Genomic DNA, 16,500 nt, shown 5'->3' on the forward strand with positions numbered 1-16,500 from the left:
CACGTTTGTCGTGAGTATAGTGTAAAAATGTATACACTCAAGCCAGACCGCAAAACCGGCAAGACAGAGACCTCGGGTGCAACGCTCACCGAGGTGGCGACCGAACGGCTGCGCAGCGCAATCCTCGCTGGCACGCTTGGTGACGGGAACCTGACAGAGAACGACCTTTGCGAGAGCCTGCAGATGTCGCGCACGCCCGTGCGCGCGGCTTTGCAGGTGCTCGCGCAGGAGGGGCTGCTCAGCTACGCGCCTCAGCGCGGGTTCCAGATCCGGCGGCAGGATGCGGGTCTGGTGAGCGAGGCATACGATGTGCGCTCCGTCCTCGAGGGGCTGGCGGCACGGCGCGTCGCAGAGCGCGGGCTCGACACTGACACCGAGGTCGCCCTGACTGCCTGCGTGACCCTCGGCGCCGAGCTGCTCGAGACCACACCCTTTGACCTGGCACGCTGGCGCGAGATGAACACCCGGTTTCACGAGACGATCATCGAGGCGGCCTCGATCGACCTCTTGCGCGCGGCGGCGCGGCTCGCCGAAGGCGTCCCGCTCGCCGCCATGTCGGTGGTGGCCGACCTTGATCCCGCGCCCGATCACGCTCTGTTGCAGCAGGCTCAGAACGATCACGCCGCACTCCTCGCCGCGCTGCGTAACGGGCAATCCGCCCGAGCCGAGGCGCGCATGCGCGAACATATCGTGGTAGCCGGTGAGTTGATCGCCGCCGCCCTAACGGAAAGGACATCCCCGACATGAGCCTCCGCACACGCCTTGCGCGCCCCGACATCCTCATGGCGCCGGGCGCCTATGACGGGCTCTCCGCCCACCTGGCCAAACAAGCCGGCGCGGAGGCGATCTACATGACGGGTTTTGGCGTCAGCGGCGCCTCCCTCGGCCGGCCGGACGTGGGCCTGATGAGCGCGACGGAAATGACAGAACGCACCACTGCGCTCGCCTTGGCAGCCGGCGGCCTGCCACTGATCGCAGACGGCGACACTGGCCACGGCGGCGTCCTGAACGTGGCGCGTCTGGTGCAGGGCTACGAGCGCGCGGGAGCGGCTGCGATCCAGCTCGAGGACCAGGTCTTCCCCAAGCGGTGCGGCCACATGGCGGGCAAGGCGGTGATCGACACCAGCGAGGCCGCAGCCAAGATCGAGGCTGCCGTGCAGGCCCGCCAATCAGACGAGTTCCTCATCATTGCGCGCACCGACGCGCGGGCCGTCACCGACCTCGACGATGCGCTGCGGCGAGGAGAGGCGTTCCTCTCGGCAGGCGCCGACGTGCTCTTCATCGAAGCGCCGCAGACTCTGGAGGAGATGCGCAAAGTGGCGGAGACCTTTGCCGGAGTGCCGCTCGTGGCGAACATGGTCGAGGACGGCAAGACGCCTTACCTCGACACCCGGACCCTGCAAGAGCTTGGCTACAGTCTTGCGATCTTCCCGGTCTCGACGCTGCTGGTGGTAACCCGTGCCTTGCAAGTCGCCTATGCCGCGATGCTTGGCGCAGGCCGCCTGCCCGAGGACACGGCGCGGATCAGCTTTCAGGACTACAACAGCGCGCTGGGGCTCGAGACGCTGCTGGCCAGCGCCACCGAATTGGAGGACAAGACATGAAACTGGCCCGCTTTAACGAAACGCGCCTCGGCGCCGTTGTCGATGATGGCACGGCGCTGGTCGACCTTTCCGAGCTGATCGCGGACCTGCCGCACCCCGGCTGGGCCCCTGCCCCGGGTGACCCGGTGGTCGCGCGCCTGCCACAAATCCTCGAACAGGCACCGCAGCTGATCGAGTCCGCCCCGCGCCTGCCGCTCGCGGATGTCACGCTGAACGCGCCGGTCGCCACCCCGTCCAAGATCATCGGCGCGCCGGTGAACTACCACGCGCATCTTGATGAGGCGGAGGCGGACGCCGAGATCCACCACGGCAACAAGATCGCCAAGATCGACGAGATCGGCTGCTTTCTCAAGGCGTCCTCGGCCCTCTTCGGTCCGGGGGCAAAGATGCAGCTGCCCTTCATCAACCGCCGGGTCGATCACGAAGGCGAGGTCGCGGTGGTCATCGGACACCCCGGGCGCCGGATCAAGGCGGCAGATGCCATGGATCACGTGGCAGGCTTCGCGCTGGCCTTCGACATGACCGTGCGCGGGACCGAGGACCGCAGCCTGCGCAAGAGCTTCGACACCTCGGCGGGGCTTGGCCCGTGGCTCACCACTGCCGACGAGATCGCAGATGCTGCGGACATCCCGTTCGAGCTGACGGTGAATGGCGACGTGCGGCAATCCTCGAACACCCGCCTCCTGATCCGCTCCGTCCCGCAGCTAATCGAAATGGTGAGCGCGTTCTACACGCTTCTGCCCGGCGACATCATCATGACCGGCACGCCGGAGGGGGTTTCCCCGGTGGCTGCGGGCGATGTGGTGACCGTGTCCTCACCGCTCCTCGGCGCGATGAGTGTGCATGTGATTGATTAAGGCCGGCGACGTAGGACCCGATACACTTCAAACGCAAGTTCACGCGCCGTCCCCCGGGGTGGCGCAATCGCCCCGCCCGTTTTGCCGAAGGCAAACCTACGGTTTGACGGGGGCGGGTCATGCCGGAGGCATGCCATTGGCATGACGCGGCCTGACGTAAATGTCAGGCGGGCGCTCTGAATTGAGCGAGGTCGTATCAGGCCCAAGGTCGCCTACCAAAGGCGTCAATTGCCGTAAAGCAGCGACGGCAACCACAGTGCCAGCGCGGGAACCGCCATGAGCGCCGCAATCCCGGCCAGATGTGCCAGCAGGAACGGCGCGATCCCGCGGTAGATCGCGCCCAGCGCGATGTCCGGCTGCTGCGCACGGATGACAAAGATGTTGAGCCCCACCGGCGGCGTGATCAGCCCGATCTCGGCCACGATCACGATAAAGATGCCGAACCAGATCGCCGAGAACCCGATCTCCTGCGCGATCGGCAGAAAGACGGGGATGGTGATCAGCATCATCGAGATACTGTCGAGAAAGCAGCCCAGCACCACGTAGACCAGCACCATGAAGAGGATGACGACCAGTGGCGCAAGGCCGAGGGCAACGACCCAGTCTCCGAGCGTCGCAGGGATGCGGGTCTGCACGACGAACTGCGCAAAGACAAACGCGCCGAGCACGATGAAGAAAAGCGATCCGGTGGTGGTCACCGTCTCCTTGAGAGCGCCGCCGAAACCCTTAAACCCCATCTGGCGGGTGGCGAACCCTATGAGGATGGTCAGGAACGCGCCCACGGCAGCGGCCTCCGTCGGGCTGAACCAGCCAAGGTAGATGCCGCCGATGACGACGGCAAAGATCAGCGCCATCTTCCACATCTGCGCCGCCGCCTTCAGCTTGTCCCCGAACGGCAGCGCGGGCGACATGGGTAGGTCCCCCGGCCGCAGCCGCGCCAGGACCGCGATCACCACGATGTGCAGCGCAATCAGCAGGAGGCCCGGCAGCAAAGCCGCGGCAAAGAGCTCGGGCACGCTCTCCTGCGCGATGATCGCGTAGATCACGAGGATGATCGACGGCGGGATCAGGATGCCCAGCGTGCCGCCCGAGGCGACAACGCCCGACGCGATGTCGTCCGAATACCCATAGCGCCGCATCTCCGGCACAGATACGCGGGTCATGGTAGAGGCAGTTGCAAGCGACGAGCCGCAGATCGCGCCGAACCCGGCACAGGCGCCCACGGTCGCCATGGCAAGCCCTCCCCGACGCCCGGCAAAGAGTGCATCGGCAGCCCGGAACAGCTCTTGCGCCATGGCAGTGCGCGCCGCGACCACGCCCATCAGCAGAAAGAGCGGCACGACCGACAGCGAATACGCCTGCGCGAGGTTGAACGGGATCGAGCCGAGCGTGATCAGCGCCACGCGCCAGCCGTCAACAGCGGCGTATCCCAAAAGACCGACGCCCATCAGCGCGACGGCGACTGGTACGCGCATGAACACGAGCATGACAAGCGACGCGATGGCGGTCATGCCGACAAGCTGAGGCGTCATGTCCCCTCCGCCTTTGGAGTGACAAGCGTCAGGAGCGCCGCAAGCGCACTGAGCGCCAGCCCGACCCAGATCGCGATCCAATAGTTGAATTTCGGCCAGCCAAGATCGAGCGTGCGGTCCCCCCAGTCGAGCGCATCGAGCGCCGGCGTGATCGTGTGATAGCCCATCAGCGCCGTGGCGATGGCCGTCAGGATCAGCCCCAACGCCACAAAGGGGCGCGGGCGCACATAGCTGTCGATGAGGTCTACCACGATCAGCTGCCCGCCGAGGATCGCCGTCGGAATGGCGAGGTAGATGAGCCAGGCGAGGCTGAACTCGACGTAATCCACCATGCCGACGATGCGCCACGTCGGCTCGATCGCACGCACGATCACGTCAAAGACGACGATCCCCATCAGGAACAGCAGGCAAAGCGAAGCGGCGGCCACAAGGACCACCGCCAGCATGTTGCGAAAGCGGCTGAGCAAGGCGTGCGGCCTCAGCCCTGACAGCCCGCGCCGACCGGGCCGACCTCGGCTGCGATCTCGCGCATCATGGCGAGCACCGCAGTGCCGGGTTTGCCGGCGTCCTCGAGCTCGGCGACATAGCCTTCGGTCACCGAATTGCCGACCTCAACCATCTCCGCGCGGGCCTCGCCGTCCAGCGTGTGGATCGTCACGCCCACGTCCATCAGGACCTTCTTGCCGATCGCGTCGAGCCCGTCCCAGACCTGCCCGATCTCGGCGGAGACATCCGTCAGGCTCTCGTCGATCATCATCTGCAGGTCCTCGGGCAGACTTTCAAAGCTGTTCGGGTTCATCCCCAGCATAAAGGACGACGTGTAGCTGTAGACCTCCGTCACATCCGTCAGGTGCGGCCCGAGGCCAAAGGCCAGACCCGCCCCGCCATAGTCGATCATCGCGCCCTGGATCGTGCCCTTCTGCAGCGCTTCGGCCATCTCCGTCGGCGGCAGACCGACGGGCGTGCCGCCCATCGCGGCGATGAACTTGGCCACCGCCGAAGAGGCCGGGCGCAGGCCCTTGCCCGCCATGTCGTCCAGCGACAGGATCGGCCCGTCGTTCGAGTTGATCTGACCCGGCGGGTGCATGAAGAGCGCCAGCACCTTCACCCCGCGATGCTCGGCGTCGAGGTACTCGCTGCGCAGACGCGGATCGTTCAGCACCAGCGTCGCCTGCTCGGCCGAGCAAAAGAGGAACGGCATGTTCGAGATTTCCGTCAGCTCGAACCGGCCCGGAGTGGCGCCGTGCAGGTGCCAGACGATGTCCGCCTGCCCGTTGCGCGCAAGGTCATAGTACGCCGGCGGCGGGCCCATCTGCGCGCCATGCAGGATCTCGAACTGCAGACGCCCTTCGGATTGCTCGGTGAGCGAGGCCGCCCATTGGTCGATCCATTTCGACATGCCATGCTGGCCCGTCACAAAGGTCGCGACCTTGAGGTCGAATGTCTCGGACGCGGCGGGCACGGCGCCCAGCGCCAGCGTTGCTGCCGTCGCAAGTGTCTTCCAAAGCATTGGTGGTCTCCTCCCAGTGGATGTCTTTGGCGTATGTCCTTGGCGCAAAAAGCGCGTGTCGCGGTCTCAGAGGTCTTGGTGCCTCCAGATCCCGAGGTTCTCCTGCGCCGCGCGGTCGGTAAAGCTGAAGAGCACGGTCTCCGCCGTCGTCTCCAGCACCAGCGGCATCCAGTTCGGCACCACAAAGGTGTCGTTCTCCTCGAACGCCATCTCCGTGTCGCCTACCCGCGCCACGCCGCGCCCTTCGAGCACGGTGTAAACCTGCGCCTCGGTGGTGAGCGTCGTGCCCGTCGTGAAACCCGACGGCAGCTTTTGCAGGTAGGCCGCGATGGTCGGCAGGACGTGCCCGCCATCGCGCGGGTTGGTGTAGATCATCTTCCACCCGCGGTGCGGATCGGGCGCGTCGGTCACTGAGATCGCATCCAGCGCCGGGCGCGCCTGCGCGTAGGGGTAGCTGAACACCGGCGAATAGGGCGCGATGTGCTGGCCCTTGAACGGGCGCAGTCCAGAGCCCCAGCGCGACACGCTGTCGTCGGTCTCGCGGTAGATCGGCTGTTCGGGCGTCGCACATTCCTCGGCGAACTTGGCCCCGAAGAAATTGACCAGCGGCACGTCGAGCCCGTCAATCCAGATCATCGGCCCGTCGCCGGTGTTCTTGTGATCGTGCCAGCACCAGCTGGGCGTGGTGATGAAATCCCCCCGCCGCATCTCGCAGCGCTCGCCCTCGACGGCGGTGTGCCCGCCCGAGCTTTCCAGCACAAACCGCAGCGCGCCTTGCGAGTGGCGGTGCGCCTCGGCGATCTCTCCCGGCATCACCAACTGCAGGCCCGCAAAGAGCGTCTGGGAGATGCCCGGTCGTTCGAGCGCGGGGTTCTTGAGCACGAGCACGCGGCGTTCGGCCTCGACTGCGCTGATCTGATTGCCCGCATCCATCAACAGCGGCCGCAGCTGCGCGTAGGACCACAGGTGCGGCGCGCCGTGGATCGCCGGCTTGTCGGACACGAGCTTGTGGTAAATCTCCCAGAGCGGAATGGTCGAGGCGCCCGCCATCTCCCTGTATGCATCTTTCAGATGCGGGTGCTTGATGTCTTCCAGCATGACGCCCCTCCCCGGACAGCTTGCCGGATTGAGGGTATCTTAGATGACTAAGAAGTCAATTGGTGTCCTCTTGGGCCCGCCCGCCTGCCACGTCCGGACGCGGAACGACGACGGGCGCGGAGATGTCCCCGCGCCCGTGATTGCGATTTCAATCTGCGCCGAACCTCAGCGCTGCAGGGCCTAGCGGACCGTGAGGTAGTCCGGGCCGAGCAGCATCCAGTTGCTGTTGGTCGAGGTCCACTCAAGCGCGTCGTTCACAACCCAGTTGTTCACGTTGCGCCACAGGATCAGCGCGGGCTGCTCGGTCTCCCAGACGTCGACCATCTGGCGAAATAGCGCCACCTTGGCCTCGGTGTCGGTCTCGGCCAGATACTGCTCGCCAAGCGAGACGAACTCGGCGGGCGGCGACCAGCTCTTGTCCTTTTCGCGCGAGGCGCGGGCGCTGTCGGGTCCCCAGAACCCCCAGATCGCGCGGGTCGGCGTGCCATCGAACGTGGTGGTCATCGACATGTTCAACAGGTTGAACGGGTGCTGGAGCGCCACCGACCAGCTGTCGACCACGTTGAGGCGCACGTTGATCCCCATCGCGTTCCACTGCTCGGCCAGAAACTCGGTCGCGAGGTCAAAGTTGGAAAACGCCCCGCGTGTGACGTTTACGACAATTTCCTCGCCGTTGTAATCCGACGCCTCGAGATACGCCTTTGCGGCCTCGGGATCGTAGGTGATCTTGGGCTCGATCGACGCATCGTAGTAGTCGGGAAAGTCCGGGAAGTTGAACGGCGCCGGTGCAAAGGTATCCTCACCCCAGAGCGCGGCGACCAGCCCCTCGCGGTCGATCGCAGCCGTCATGGCATATCGCAAGTTCACGTCCGCGACCGGGTTGGGCCCGTATTCGGGCAGCTCGAGCGTGTTGTACGCCAGCATGATGTAGTTGCCGATGGGACGCGAGATATACGTCAGATCGTCATAGCTTTCGACTGTTTCGACCTCGTCGACGGGGATGCCCGCCATCATCATGAACTCGCCCGAGACCATCCCGGCCAGCCGGGCCGAAAACTCGGGTACGGCGCGATACTCGACCGACGCGAGCGGCGGCGTGCCACCCCAGTAGTCGTCAAAGGCTTCGAGCTTGATGAACCCCGTCGCGTCGTAGCCCGTCACCCTGTAGGGTCCGGTCCCGACCGGGTTCTGGCCAAATGCCTCGGGTCCGACTTCGAGGTAGTGATCCTTGGGAACGACGTATCCCAGCGGCGTGATGAAGCGGTAGGGAAGGTTCGGGTCGTTGACGCTCGTCTTGATCTCGACCGTGGTGTCGTCCAGCGCTTCGACCGATACGAAAGAAGTGGTGTAGCGCTTGCCCGCAGGGACCAGCGAGTCCTCGCCCCAGATGCGCTCTGCCGACATCGAGAACGCGACGTCCTCGGCCGTCATCGTGTCACCGTTGTGGAACGTCACGCCCTCACGGATGGTAAAGCGCCAGGTCAGGTCGTCGACTTGCTCCCAGTCGGTTGCCAGCGCCGGGCGCAGCTCGCTGCCCTCGGGGTCTTCGGTAAAGTTGCGCGCCACAACCTGGTCAAAGATGTTCGGCATGATCCTTGCGGCATTGGTGGAATTGCCGACGATGGGCTCCATCGTTCGAAAGATGCCGCTGACTGCGACCACGATGTCCGGCCGCTCTTGGGCGAGGGCCGTCAGTGGCACCGCCAGAGGCGCCAGCACAACCGCCAGGGCAAGCCTCATGCGTTTCATGAAAGACATCTCGATTCTCCGTTTCCTATCCTGAGTTGTGTACCCCGGTATTCAACGTAGGGCGGAAAGGAGCGCTGCGTAGTCCTCATCTTCGAGCCGGGCCACGAGGTCCGCTGCAATGGGAGCTGGAAGGAGCGAGTGCAGCTTGCCGGCGAAGGCGGCAGTGAGGTCCTCGCCGGACATTCCATCCTGGGGCGACGACAGCGCCCAGGACACTTCGCTGCCATCGTGGCGCTTGACTGTCAGAGCCGCGGGAAAGACGCCTTCGCTCACGTGGCGCGCCTCGAAACTGTCGTCGGCCTCGAGCGTCAGACGGTCCATCACGGCATGCACGTCAGGGGCGGACAAAGCCTCCGGCTCGAAGTCCTCCAGCACCGAACGCCGGCGCAGAAACGCGGAGGCTACGGCGTAAGGGAGTGAAAAGCGTGCCGCGATATGGTTCGAGATGTCGCGCGTCGACAAGGACGCAGCGCTCGAGCTTTTGACCCTTACGGTCATGTGCGACAGGTCCTCGAGCGGGACTGCAACGGACGCCTCGATGGCAAGACGGATGGCACACTGGCAGCCGAAGTTCGCGGGGTAGAGCTTGAGCGCATAGGCCGCGAGGGCCGCGTCGTCCGGTAGCTCCGCCAAGGCGCCCGGCGCCTCTCCGCCGAACCCGAAGGAGGCGAGCCAGCCGCGCGGACCGGCAAGCGCATCGGAGGGCCCGGTTGCCCCTGCGCGGGCAAGCGTGACCGCATCGCAGGCATGGCGGGCCGAGAACCCGACGGACAGGTCCTTGTCGCTGCTGAAGTCTCCCGCAAGCGGCGACATCGCGGCCAGAAGGCCAGCCGGCAAGGTTGCCGCGGTGATCGCGACCGCATGGTTCGTTGCCGCTTCGGACAAGTCCAGGAGGACGGCCCCCGCAAAAGCCGCGGCGATTGGGGCGACGACAGAGGTCGTGCGAAAACCCACAACACCGGCACGGTGATTGCGCCCAAGCGCACGGGCCAACGCGATGTTCGCCAGGAAGCCGGCACGCAGCGCGACGAGAATACGATCATGCCGCGCGCCGTGTGCTGCCGCCAGCGCGAGAACCGCCGGCACGATCACCACGGCGGCATGTCCGTTGTTGCGCCCGTCGATCAGCACCTCCTGGAAATCCAGTGTTTCCGCGGCAGAACCGTTCAGGAACGCCGCCAGCGCCGCACCTTGGGACACGTCCGCGCCCCAGACCGGCGCCGCACCCGCCCCCGCTGCAAGCGCGGTGTCCGCGGCTCCGGCGCCCACCGCGCGCGCGCGGGCATGGCGTGCAATCGCGTAGGTGTCGGTGGCAAGGATCGCCAGACGCCGCGCGGTCCCGGGCGTCATCGGCCGCCCTGTCGCCTCAAGATGGCTGCGCACAAAGCCGGCCTGCCCTGCAGCTGCATCCGTCATTGCGTCACCTCTTGCTTGGGCGTGTCCACGGACAGCACCGCGTCCAGCAGCTTGCGCGTGTAGGGATGGCGCGGCGCCTCGAAGATCTGGTCGCGCGGCGCCAATTCGCGCACCTCGCCGGTCTCGAGCACCAGCACCCGGTCCGCAACCTGCCGCACGACCGCCATATCGTGGCTGATGAAGAGGATCGCCAGTTCCAGCTGTCTTTGCAGGTCCACGATCAGGTCCAGCACACGCGCCTGCACAGTGACATCGAGCGCCGAGACCGCCTCGTCGCAGATCAGCATGGCCGGGCGCGAGACGATGGCCCGCGCGATCCCGACGCGCTGAGCCTGCCCACCCGACAATGTGTGCGGAAAGCGGGCGGCCATCTCACTAGGCAGGCCGACGGCGTCCATGGCCTCGCGCACCCTGTCCTGCACCGCTGCTCGGGTCAATTCGGGGAAATGCGTCCAGAGCGGCTCGGCCACGATGTCGTGGATCGGCATGCGCGGGTTGAGCGACGCCAACGGGTCCTGAAAGACGATCTGGACCTCGCGCCGGACGGCCTGAAACGCCGTCTCGTCCATATCGGTCGTCGCCGCTCCACGCCACAAGATCTCTCCCTCCGACACGGGAGCGAGGCGCAAGAGTGACTGGATGATCGTGGACTTGCCCGACCCGGACTCGCCGACGATCCCCAGAGTTTCGCTCGGCGCTATCGAGAAATCGACGCCTCTGACGGCCTGGAACGTGCGGCGCCCCCCCAGCACATTGCCCGAGGTATAGCGCACGCCGAGCCCCTTTGCCTCGAGCAGCGGTGCGCCGCCCACCGGCGCAGGCGGACGGGCAATCTCACGCGACAGGCTCGGCGTGTTGCGCAAGAGCGTGCGGGTGTAGTCCTGCTGCGGGCGGGACAGGACTTCATGCGTCGGTCCCTCCTCGACCATGCGCCCGGATTGCATGACCAGCGTGCGTTCCGCAATCCGGGCGGCGACCGCGATGTCGTGGGTGATGAAAGCGCAGGCCAGTTGCCGGTCTCGCGCCAGATCGCCGAGCAGATCGAGGATGCGCAGCTGAACGGTCGCATCGAGCGCGGTCGTCGGCTCGTCCGCGATCAGGATTTCGGGATCGGCCATCAACGCAGCGGCGATGACCACGCGCTGGCGCTGCCCCCCGGAGAGCTCGTGCGGGAAGGCCCTGAGCTTGGCCTCCGGCTCCGGCATCTGCACCTGGCGCAGCAAATCGAGCGCCCGCGCACGCGCCGCTTGGCGGGACATACCCAGATGCGTTTCCGCCACTTCACCCAGCTGCCGGTCGATCCGCAGATAGGGGTTGAGCGCCGACATCGGGTCCTGGAAGACGTAGGCGATCCGACGTCCGCGGATGGCGCTCAGCGCCTTTTCAGGCAGGCCGACCAGTTCGGTGCCCCGATAGAGGATGCTGCCGGTCACATCGCCCGGAGAGAGCCCGGTGATCGCCTTGACCAACTGGCTCTTGCCTGACCCGCTTTCGCCGACAATCGCCGTCGTGACCCCGGACCTGAGTTCGAGCGACACGCGATCGACCACGGACACACCCGCAAAGGACACGCCAACGTCCCGGCAGTCCAGAACGATTTCACCTTTGGCCGTGGCAGCGGAACTGGACATCTCACCTTCCCTGTCAGACACTCCGAGCCGAGTATCGGGGTTCGCACGCATGTCGGCAACTTACATTCTGGTCCGATGCGCGCGTGTCTTCTTGACGGTCTGGGCGGCGGCGACGCTGGTGTTCGTGGCACTCCGCATCGCGGGCGATCCGGTGATGGCGCTGGTGCCACCCGACCTGCCTGACGACATCATCGACCAGTACCGCGCGCGGTTCGGCTTTGACCGCACGATCCTCGAGCAATACTGGCTGTACCTCGCCGCAATCGCGCAGGGTGACTTTGGGCTGTCATTCCGCACCAACGGCCCGGCAGTCGACCTTGTGAGCGCACGGATCGGCGCGACGGCGGCGCTCATGGTCACGGCGCTTGCGATCTCGGTGCTGGTGGGTGTTCCCGCCGGTATAGCCGCCGCTCTGCATCACAACCGCACGCTCGACAGGACGATCATGGCGTTTGCGGTCTTTGGTTTTGCAATGCCCAACTTCTTTTTCGGGATCCTGCTGATCCTCCTGTTCACGCTTAACCTGCAATGGCTGCCGAGCGGCGGGTTCGAGAGCTGGCAGAGCCTTATCATGCCCGCCGCCACGCTGGGACTGGCGGGTGCCGGCGCCTATGCCCGGCTGACGCGGTCGGCGCTCCTCGAGGTGCTGGGCGGGCCGTTCATGCAGACCGCGCGGGCCAAGGGCCTGCCGCCGCGCCGGCAGATCCTGGTCCATGGGTTGCGCGCCATCCTCGTGCCGCTCTTTACACTCTTGGGGTTCAGCGTTGGAGCGCTGATTTCGGGCGCGATCGTGACCGAGACGGTCTTTGCCTGGCCCGGGATCGGGCGCCTTCTGGTGGTGTCGGTGAGCGAGCGGGACCTGGCCGTCGTGCAGCTGATCATCATCCTGTCCGCCGCGATGATGGCGATCACGAACGCGGTGGTAGATCTGCTGCTTGGCGTGCTCGACCCCCGGATCGGCACGGCACGGAGCCAGGGGCGATGAAGGTCGCGGGCCTCTCGCTGCGGGTCCTCATCCCGCTGAGCGTCCTGGTGGCGGTGGTGCTCTTCGCGCTCGGCGGCCAGGTCCTGACGCCCCACGCCTACGACGCTTCGTCGCTGCTGGACCGCAACAAGCCGCCCGTGTTTCTGGGGGGCGACTGGGAGCATGTGCTGGGCACGGACGGCCTCGGGCGCGACCTGCTGGCCCGGCTTGTCGTGGCGACGCGGGTGAGCATCGGGCTTGCGCTGCTCGGCACGATCATCGGCCTCTTGATCGGGACGGTGCTGGGGCTGCTGGCGGCGCGCGGGGCGGGAGCCTTCGACTGGCTGACGATGGCGCTCATCGACCTGCAGGCCGCGATCCCTTTCATGATCATCGCGCTCGGGGCGCTGGCGATCTTTGGCAACTCGCTGGGACTTTTCGTGGCGGTGCTCGGCATCTACGGCTGGGAGAGCTACGCGCGGCTGGTGCGCAATTCGGCGCTGAGTGCGCGCGCCCTGCCGTATGTCCAGGCGGCGCGGGCGATGGGGGTGAAGGCGCACGTCGTGGACCGCCGTCATGTCCTGCCGGCGGTGACCAACGTGATCATCGTGCAGGCGACGCTCAATTTTCCCCAGACGATCCTGCTGGAGACGGGGCTGTCGTTTCTCGGGCTGGGGATCCAGGCACCGCTGACGAGCCTCGGGCAATTGCTGGGCGATGGGCGTGACAGCCTCGCGCGGGCCTGGTGGCTGGCGGTGATGCCCGGCACGCTGATCTTTCTGACGACGCTGTCGGTGAGCCTGCTCGGCGACGCGCTGCGCGACCATCTGGACCCGACGACGCGGCGCTAGAGCCGGCAGTCACGGCTGCACGGGACGTGCCGTGGCCGCGGTCAGATGCTCGCCTCGAGCAGGGCGATCTCGTCCGGTGTCAGATCGAAGAGGTCGTAAACGATGGCGTCGATCTGCGCCTCGATGGCGGTGATTTCGGCAGTCAGGCGCGCGATCTCGGCCCGGTCCCGCGACATCCAGTCCTCCCAGTCAGAACGCTCGGAGAGGGGGATGTCGGCCTTGAACGCCTTTTTGACCTCGGCCCGGAAGGCCGCGAAATCCGGCAGGGTCCACCATGACTTGAGCCTGGTGGTCAGCTTCGGCTCCCGCTCGGGCGGGCAGAGGTCCGGGATGCGGCGGGTGAAGGCTGTTTGCAGGGTGAGGCGGGTTTGGGCGGCGGTTTGAATAGTATCGACCCTCGCCGAAAGCTTTTCGCGCGCAACACTTGTAAACAGCGGGATCGCAAGCGGTTCGATGTATCTCGCCAACAGTTGAACGAAGCCACCTCGCAGGGCGGTCGCATGTTGTGTGAGTTGAAACCATGAGCAGCGGGAGTTCAGATAAGCGCAAAGCTCTTTCTCAGCGGAAGCGATAAAGTAAGGGGCATCGTTGAAAAACAAGCCCGCAGAATCAAAGCTGAATGCAGTACGATCAGCAAAGCGACTGTAGATTATCTTGGGAAGTTCGAAGGCCGAGTAGTAAGAGCAAGCTCGAAGCTCCCACCAGAAATCGCCTTGATCTGTTCTTTTGCGGGCGCTTGAACTGAAGGGCTCAAGAACCTTTGCGAGCCCGGGATGGTCTGCTGCAAATTGCGCCCAGGCACTCGCCTCGTCCTGAAAGGTGTAATGCGCGGTAGTCCACCCTTTGGGTATCAGGATCAACCACAGCCCGCGTGGCTCGGCGCGCCAGCGTTTGAGATCCTTGCCCTCCAGGAAGGGTTTCAGGAGCTCGGCGGATTTCGGGTCTTCGGCGCAGAGCCTTTCCTTGGTCGCGGTGTCGATGACGAAGGCGGCGTTCAGGCCCGTCTTGATCCCGTAGAGCGGCGCGCCATAGACCTCCTTGAGCGTCGGTTTGCCTGCACGGATTTTCTCGCGAAGCGCGCGCAGGGCCGGGTTCTCCAGCTCCCACGATCCCGAGCCGAGCGCCGCTTGCGGGAACGGCCCGCGTGCGGCGGCATAGGTGGCGCGAAAGTTGGCCTCCGGCAGGGTGTCGACCTTCCAGAACTGAAGCTCCTGCCCTTGGGGTGCCGCGCCGCGCTGCATGGTCAGGATCGCGGGATAGGTCGTGACCCCTTCGAACACCTGCAGGTCGCCAAAATCCACCACGCTTTCCAGCGTCGCCTCGCGGAGCAGGTAGTCGCGCAGCGGTTTGCCGGAGCCGGTCTTGAAGAACGTGTTGCTCGAGATGTAGCCCAGGCGCCCGCCGGGCTTGAGCAGTTTCAGTCCGCGCTCGTAGAAGTAGCAATAGAGATCCGCCCGGTCCGACACGACCTCGTAGCGGCGTTCGAGGTAGGGCTTGAGGGCCTTGAGCAGCTCCATCCGCACGTAGGGCGGGTTGCCGAGGACGACGTCGAACCCGCCTTCGGCAAAGATGTCGGGGAAGGCGGTCTCCCAGGTGAAGCCGTGATCGAGGTAGGCGAAATTGCTGTCTTCGATCAGGCTGTCGCCCACACGGATGTTCCCATCGAGGCTGTCGAGCACCTTGCCGCGCCGGGCGGTCTTGATCCAGAGCGAGAGCTTGGTGATCTCGACGCTTTCGGCATTCACGTCGACGCCAAAGAGGTTGTTCGTCAGGACCTCGCTGTCGGGATCGAACAGGCTCGCCGCGCCGCCCTGCAGCTCGGCGATCTTGTCGTTCACGCGCGTCATCTCGGCCTTCATGAAGTCGAAGGCCATCACGAGGAACACGCCCGATCCGCAGGCGGGATCGACGATGCGCAAGCTCTGAAGCCGGTCGCGGTAGGCGCGCCATGCCTCGAGCTCGGCCGATTTGCGTCGCCAGCGGATCGCCTGGTAGGGCTCGAGCGGGCTGTCCTTTCGGGCATGGGCGGCAAAGATCGTGCGGTACGCCTCGCCGATATGCGCCCCCAGCGTCTGTGCAACGATGAACCGTGCGATGTAGTCGGGCGTGTAGACGACGCCGTCCCGTTTGCGGCGGTTGTCGGTGGTGTCCTCGCCGCGCGCGGCGGCTTGCAGCGCTTCGACATCCGCGATGGACTGCTCGAACACGTGGCCGAGCACGGTGACCGAGACTTCGGAGGCAAAGTCGTATTCGGAGAGCCTGGCAAACCGCCGGCAGATGTCGTCGGGCAAGGTCAGCGCGTCGATGGCCGGGTCGTGTTTGAAGAGGCCGCCGTTGTAGGGCGGGATGGCCGAGATCAGCGTCTTGCCCGCGTCGTCGCGGCGTTCTCTCCGGCCCTGGTCGATGGCGCGGAAGAGGCCGACGAAATTGTCCCAGATCGGGCGCGGATTGTACGGGTCGACATGCTCGAACGCGGCCTGCAGCGTGTTGTCATCCAAAAGCCCGGTATCTTCGGCAAAGGCCACGAACAGGACCCGGTCGAGGATCGTCTGTGCCCGCGCGATGGCATCGAGCGGGTCCGTGTCCGGCGCCGCCGTTCGCACCGCGCCGACCAGCAGGTTTCTCAGATCGCGGTAGTCGCGATAGAGGCTGTCGGTGATGTCCTTGTCCTCGCGGCGGCTCTCCTCGAGCAGCGTGGCGGTCCGGCCGGACAGGAGGTTTTCGGCACTGAGCAGCAGCGTGAACCGCGCGTACTCCACCGGATCGGTCAGGCGCGCGAGGTCAAAGGTCTCGAACGCCTCGGTCCCCTCGCCAAAGCCGTAGAGACGCAGCTCGGTCATGTTCGACACCATGACCCAGCGCACGCCCGGCGCGTTCATGGCGTATTCCCAAGCCTGCTGGACCGGGCTCTTGTTGCGCCCCGGCATGATCGCGTCGAGGTCGCGCGTCTTGGCGCCCTTCAGCTCGAGCGGCGCGATGATCCGAGGCTGGTCGGCGCCAAAGTGGCCGAGCGCCAGGTCGACGCTGCCCGCGAGCACCTGCTGTTCGGCGGATACGGTATACTGCGCGCCCTGCGCCGCGCCGGCATAGCCAAGCACGCCTTCGAGCAGCACGTTCGAAAACGGGCCGTGCAGGGCGGTTTCCTTGAGCGTGTGAACCTGGCCAGAGGTGATGAGCTCTGACCATTTTTGCACGAGTTCCAGATGTGCATCCGGGATCGGCCCTATCTCGAGGTGCCGGGACAGCGTTTTTTTGTTGAAGAGTTTCACGATGCACCGCCCACGCGTT

13 protein-coding genes are annotated in these 16,500 nt (G+C 65.6%); 5 read left to right on the plus strand and 8 right to left on the minus strand.

Going from position 1 to position 16,500, the window contains the following annotated elements; genetic code table 11:
• The first annotated feature begins 27 nt into the window (after positions 1 to 27).
• The 3 genes from ACU0B3_RS09085 to ACU0B3_RS09095 are packed head-to-tail and all read left to right on the plus strand — an operon-like array spanning position 28 to position 2,461.
• Entirely contained in the window at positions 28 to 747 is a 720-nt protein-coding gene (locus ACU0B3_RS09085; protein ID WP_446260529.1) for a GntR family transcriptional regulator, read from the plus strand.
• Complete coding sequence (locus ACU0B3_RS09090; RefSeq protein ID WP_446260530.1) at positions 744 to 1,604, plus strand: isocitrate lyase/PEP mutase family protein; 861 nt, start codon at positions 744 to 746, stop codon at positions 1,602 to 1,604. Before ACU0B3_RS09085 ends, ACU0B3_RS09090 begins: the two co-directional genes overlap by 4 nt.
• Positions 1,601 to 2,461 carry a fumarylacetoacetate hydrolase family protein gene (locus ACU0B3_RS09095; protein ID WP_446260531.1) on the plus strand — a complete coding sequence of 287 codons (861 nt, stop codon included), beginning with the start codon at positions 1,601 to 1,603 and terminating at the stop codon, positions 2,459 to 2,461. Before ACU0B3_RS09090 ends, ACU0B3_RS09095 begins: the two co-directional genes overlap by 4 nt.
• Before the next feature lie 224 nt (positions 2,462 to 2,685).
• Here ACU0B3_RS09095 and ACU0B3_RS09100 read toward each other — a convergent pair whose 3' ends face one another.
• From ACU0B3_RS09100 to ACU0B3_RS09130, 7 genes are all read right to left on the minus strand, one after another.
• A complete protein-coding gene (locus ACU0B3_RS09100) occupies positions 2,686 to 3,993 on the minus strand; it encodes a TRAP transporter large permease (RefSeq protein WP_446260532.1) in 1,308 nt (435 codons plus the stop codon).
• Positions 3,990 to 4,439 (minus strand): TRAP transporter small permease, encoded by a 450-nt coding sequence (locus tag ACU0B3_RS09105; RefSeq protein WP_446260533.1) that lies wholly within the window; start codon positions 4,437 to 4,439, stop codon positions 3,990 to 3,992. Before ACU0B3_RS09105 ends, ACU0B3_RS09100 begins: the two co-directional genes overlap by 4 nt.
• 32 nt (positions 4,440 to 4,471) lie before the next feature.
• The gene (locus tag ACU0B3_RS09110; protein WP_446260534.1) at positions 4,472 to 5,503 is read right to left on the minus strand and encodes a TRAP transporter substrate-binding protein; all 1,032 of its coding nucleotides are present in this window, start codon (positions 5,501 to 5,503) and stop codon (positions 4,472 to 4,474) included.
• A 66-nt stretch (positions 5,504 to 5,569) separates the two neighbouring features.
• The gene (locus ACU0B3_RS09115) at positions 5,570 to 6,601 is read right to left on the minus strand and encodes a cupin domain-containing protein (RefSeq protein ID WP_446260535.1); all 1,032 of its coding nucleotides are present in this window, start codon (positions 6,599 to 6,601) and stop codon (positions 5,570 to 5,572) included.
• Between the two features lie 180 nt (positions 6,602 to 6,781).
• On the minus strand, positions 6,782 to 8,341 hold the full coding sequence (locus ACU0B3_RS09120) for an ABC transporter substrate-binding protein (RefSeq protein ID WP_446260536.1): 1,560 nt from the start codon (positions 8,339 to 8,341) through the stop codon (positions 6,782 to 6,784).
• Between the two features lie 60 nt (positions 8,342 to 8,401).
• The gene (locus tag ACU0B3_RS09125; RefSeq protein WP_446260537.1) at positions 8,402 to 9,766 is read right to left on the minus strand and encodes an MmgE/PrpD family protein; all 1,365 of its coding nucleotides are present in this window, start codon (positions 9,764 to 9,766) and stop codon (positions 8,402 to 8,404) included.
• Complete coding sequence (locus tag ACU0B3_RS09130) at positions 9,763 to 11,397, minus strand: dipeptide ABC transporter ATP-binding protein (protein ID WP_446260538.1); 1,635 nt, start codon at positions 11,395 to 11,397, stop codon at positions 9,763 to 9,765. Before ACU0B3_RS09130 ends, ACU0B3_RS09125 begins: the two co-directional genes overlap by 4 nt.
• 49 nt (positions 11,398 to 11,446) lie before the next feature.
• Here ACU0B3_RS09130 and ACU0B3_RS09135 point away from each other — a divergent pair, with 49 nt between their 5' ends.
• On the plus strand, positions 11,447 to 12,382 hold the full coding sequence (locus ACU0B3_RS09135; RefSeq protein ID WP_446260539.1) for an ABC transporter permease: 936 nt from the start codon (positions 11,447 to 11,449) through the stop codon (positions 12,380 to 12,382).
• A complete protein-coding gene (locus ACU0B3_RS09140; RefSeq protein ID WP_446260540.1) occupies positions 12,379 to 13,212 on the plus strand; it encodes an ABC transporter permease in 834 nt (277 codons plus the stop codon). Before ACU0B3_RS09135 ends, ACU0B3_RS09140 begins: the two co-directional genes overlap by 4 nt.
• Positions 13,213 to 13,253: 41 nt before the next feature.
• Here the strand turns inward: ACU0B3_RS09140 and ACU0B3_RS09145 are convergent, their stop codons facing one another.
• Positions 13,254 to 16,481: an Eco57I restriction-modification methylase domain-containing protein gene (locus tag ACU0B3_RS09145; RefSeq protein WP_446260541.1), complete on the minus strand. Its 3,228-nt coding sequence runs from the start codon at positions 16,479 to 16,481 to the stop codon at positions 13,254 to 13,256.
• Positions 16,482 to 16,500: the final 19 nt, after the last annotated feature.

The sequence above is a fragment of the Pseudaestuariivita sp. genome, from assembly GCF_052825805.1.

Excerpts from the sequence above, each read along its gene's own strand:
- ACU0B3_RS09085 (WP_446260529.1), top strand. The coding sequence starts at position 28 with ATGTATACACTCAAGCCAGACCGCAAAACCGGCAAGACAGAGACCTCG.
- ACU0B3_RS09090 (WP_446260530.1), top strand. The coding sequence starts at position 744 with ATGAGCCTCCGCACACGCCTTGCGCGCCCCGACATCCTCATGGCGCCG.
- ACU0B3_RS09095 (WP_446260531.1), top strand. The coding sequence starts at position 1,601 with ATGAAACTGGCCCGCTTTAACGAAACGCGCCTCGGCGCCGTTGTCGAT.
- ACU0B3_RS09100 (WP_446260532.1), bottom strand. The coding sequence starts at position 3,993 with ATGACGCCTCAGCTTGTCGGCATGACCGCCATCGCGTCGCTTGTCATG.
- ACU0B3_RS09105 (WP_446260533.1), bottom strand. The coding sequence starts at position 4,439 with ATGCTGGCGGTGGTCCTTGTGGCCGCCGCTTCGCTTTGCCTGCTGTTC.
- ACU0B3_RS09110 (WP_446260534.1), bottom strand. The coding sequence starts at position 5,503 with ATGCTTTGGAAGACACTTGCGACGGCAGCAACGCTGGCGCTGGGCGCC.
- ACU0B3_RS09115 (WP_446260535.1), bottom strand. The coding sequence starts at position 6,601 with ATGCTGGAAGACATCAAGCACCCGCATCTGAAAGATGCATACAGGGAG.
- ACU0B3_RS09120 (WP_446260536.1), bottom strand. The coding sequence starts at position 8,341 with ATGAGGCTTGCCCTGGCGGTTGTGCTGGCGCCTCTGGCGGTGCCACTG.
- ACU0B3_RS09125 (WP_446260537.1), bottom strand. The coding sequence starts at position 9,766 with ATGACGGATGCAGCTGCAGGGCAGGCCGGCTTTGTGCGCAGCCATCTT.
- ACU0B3_RS09130 (WP_446260538.1), bottom strand. The coding sequence starts at position 11,397 with ATGTCCAGTTCCGCTGCCACGGCCAAAGGTGAAATCGTTCTGGACTGC.
- ACU0B3_RS09135 (WP_446260539.1), top strand. The coding sequence starts at position 11,447 with ATGTCGGCAACTTACATTCTGGTCCGATGCGCGCGTGTCTTCTTGACG.
- ACU0B3_RS09140 (WP_446260540.1), top strand. The coding sequence starts at position 12,379 with ATGAAGGTCGCGGGCCTCTCGCTGCGGGTCCTCATCCCGCTGAGCGTC.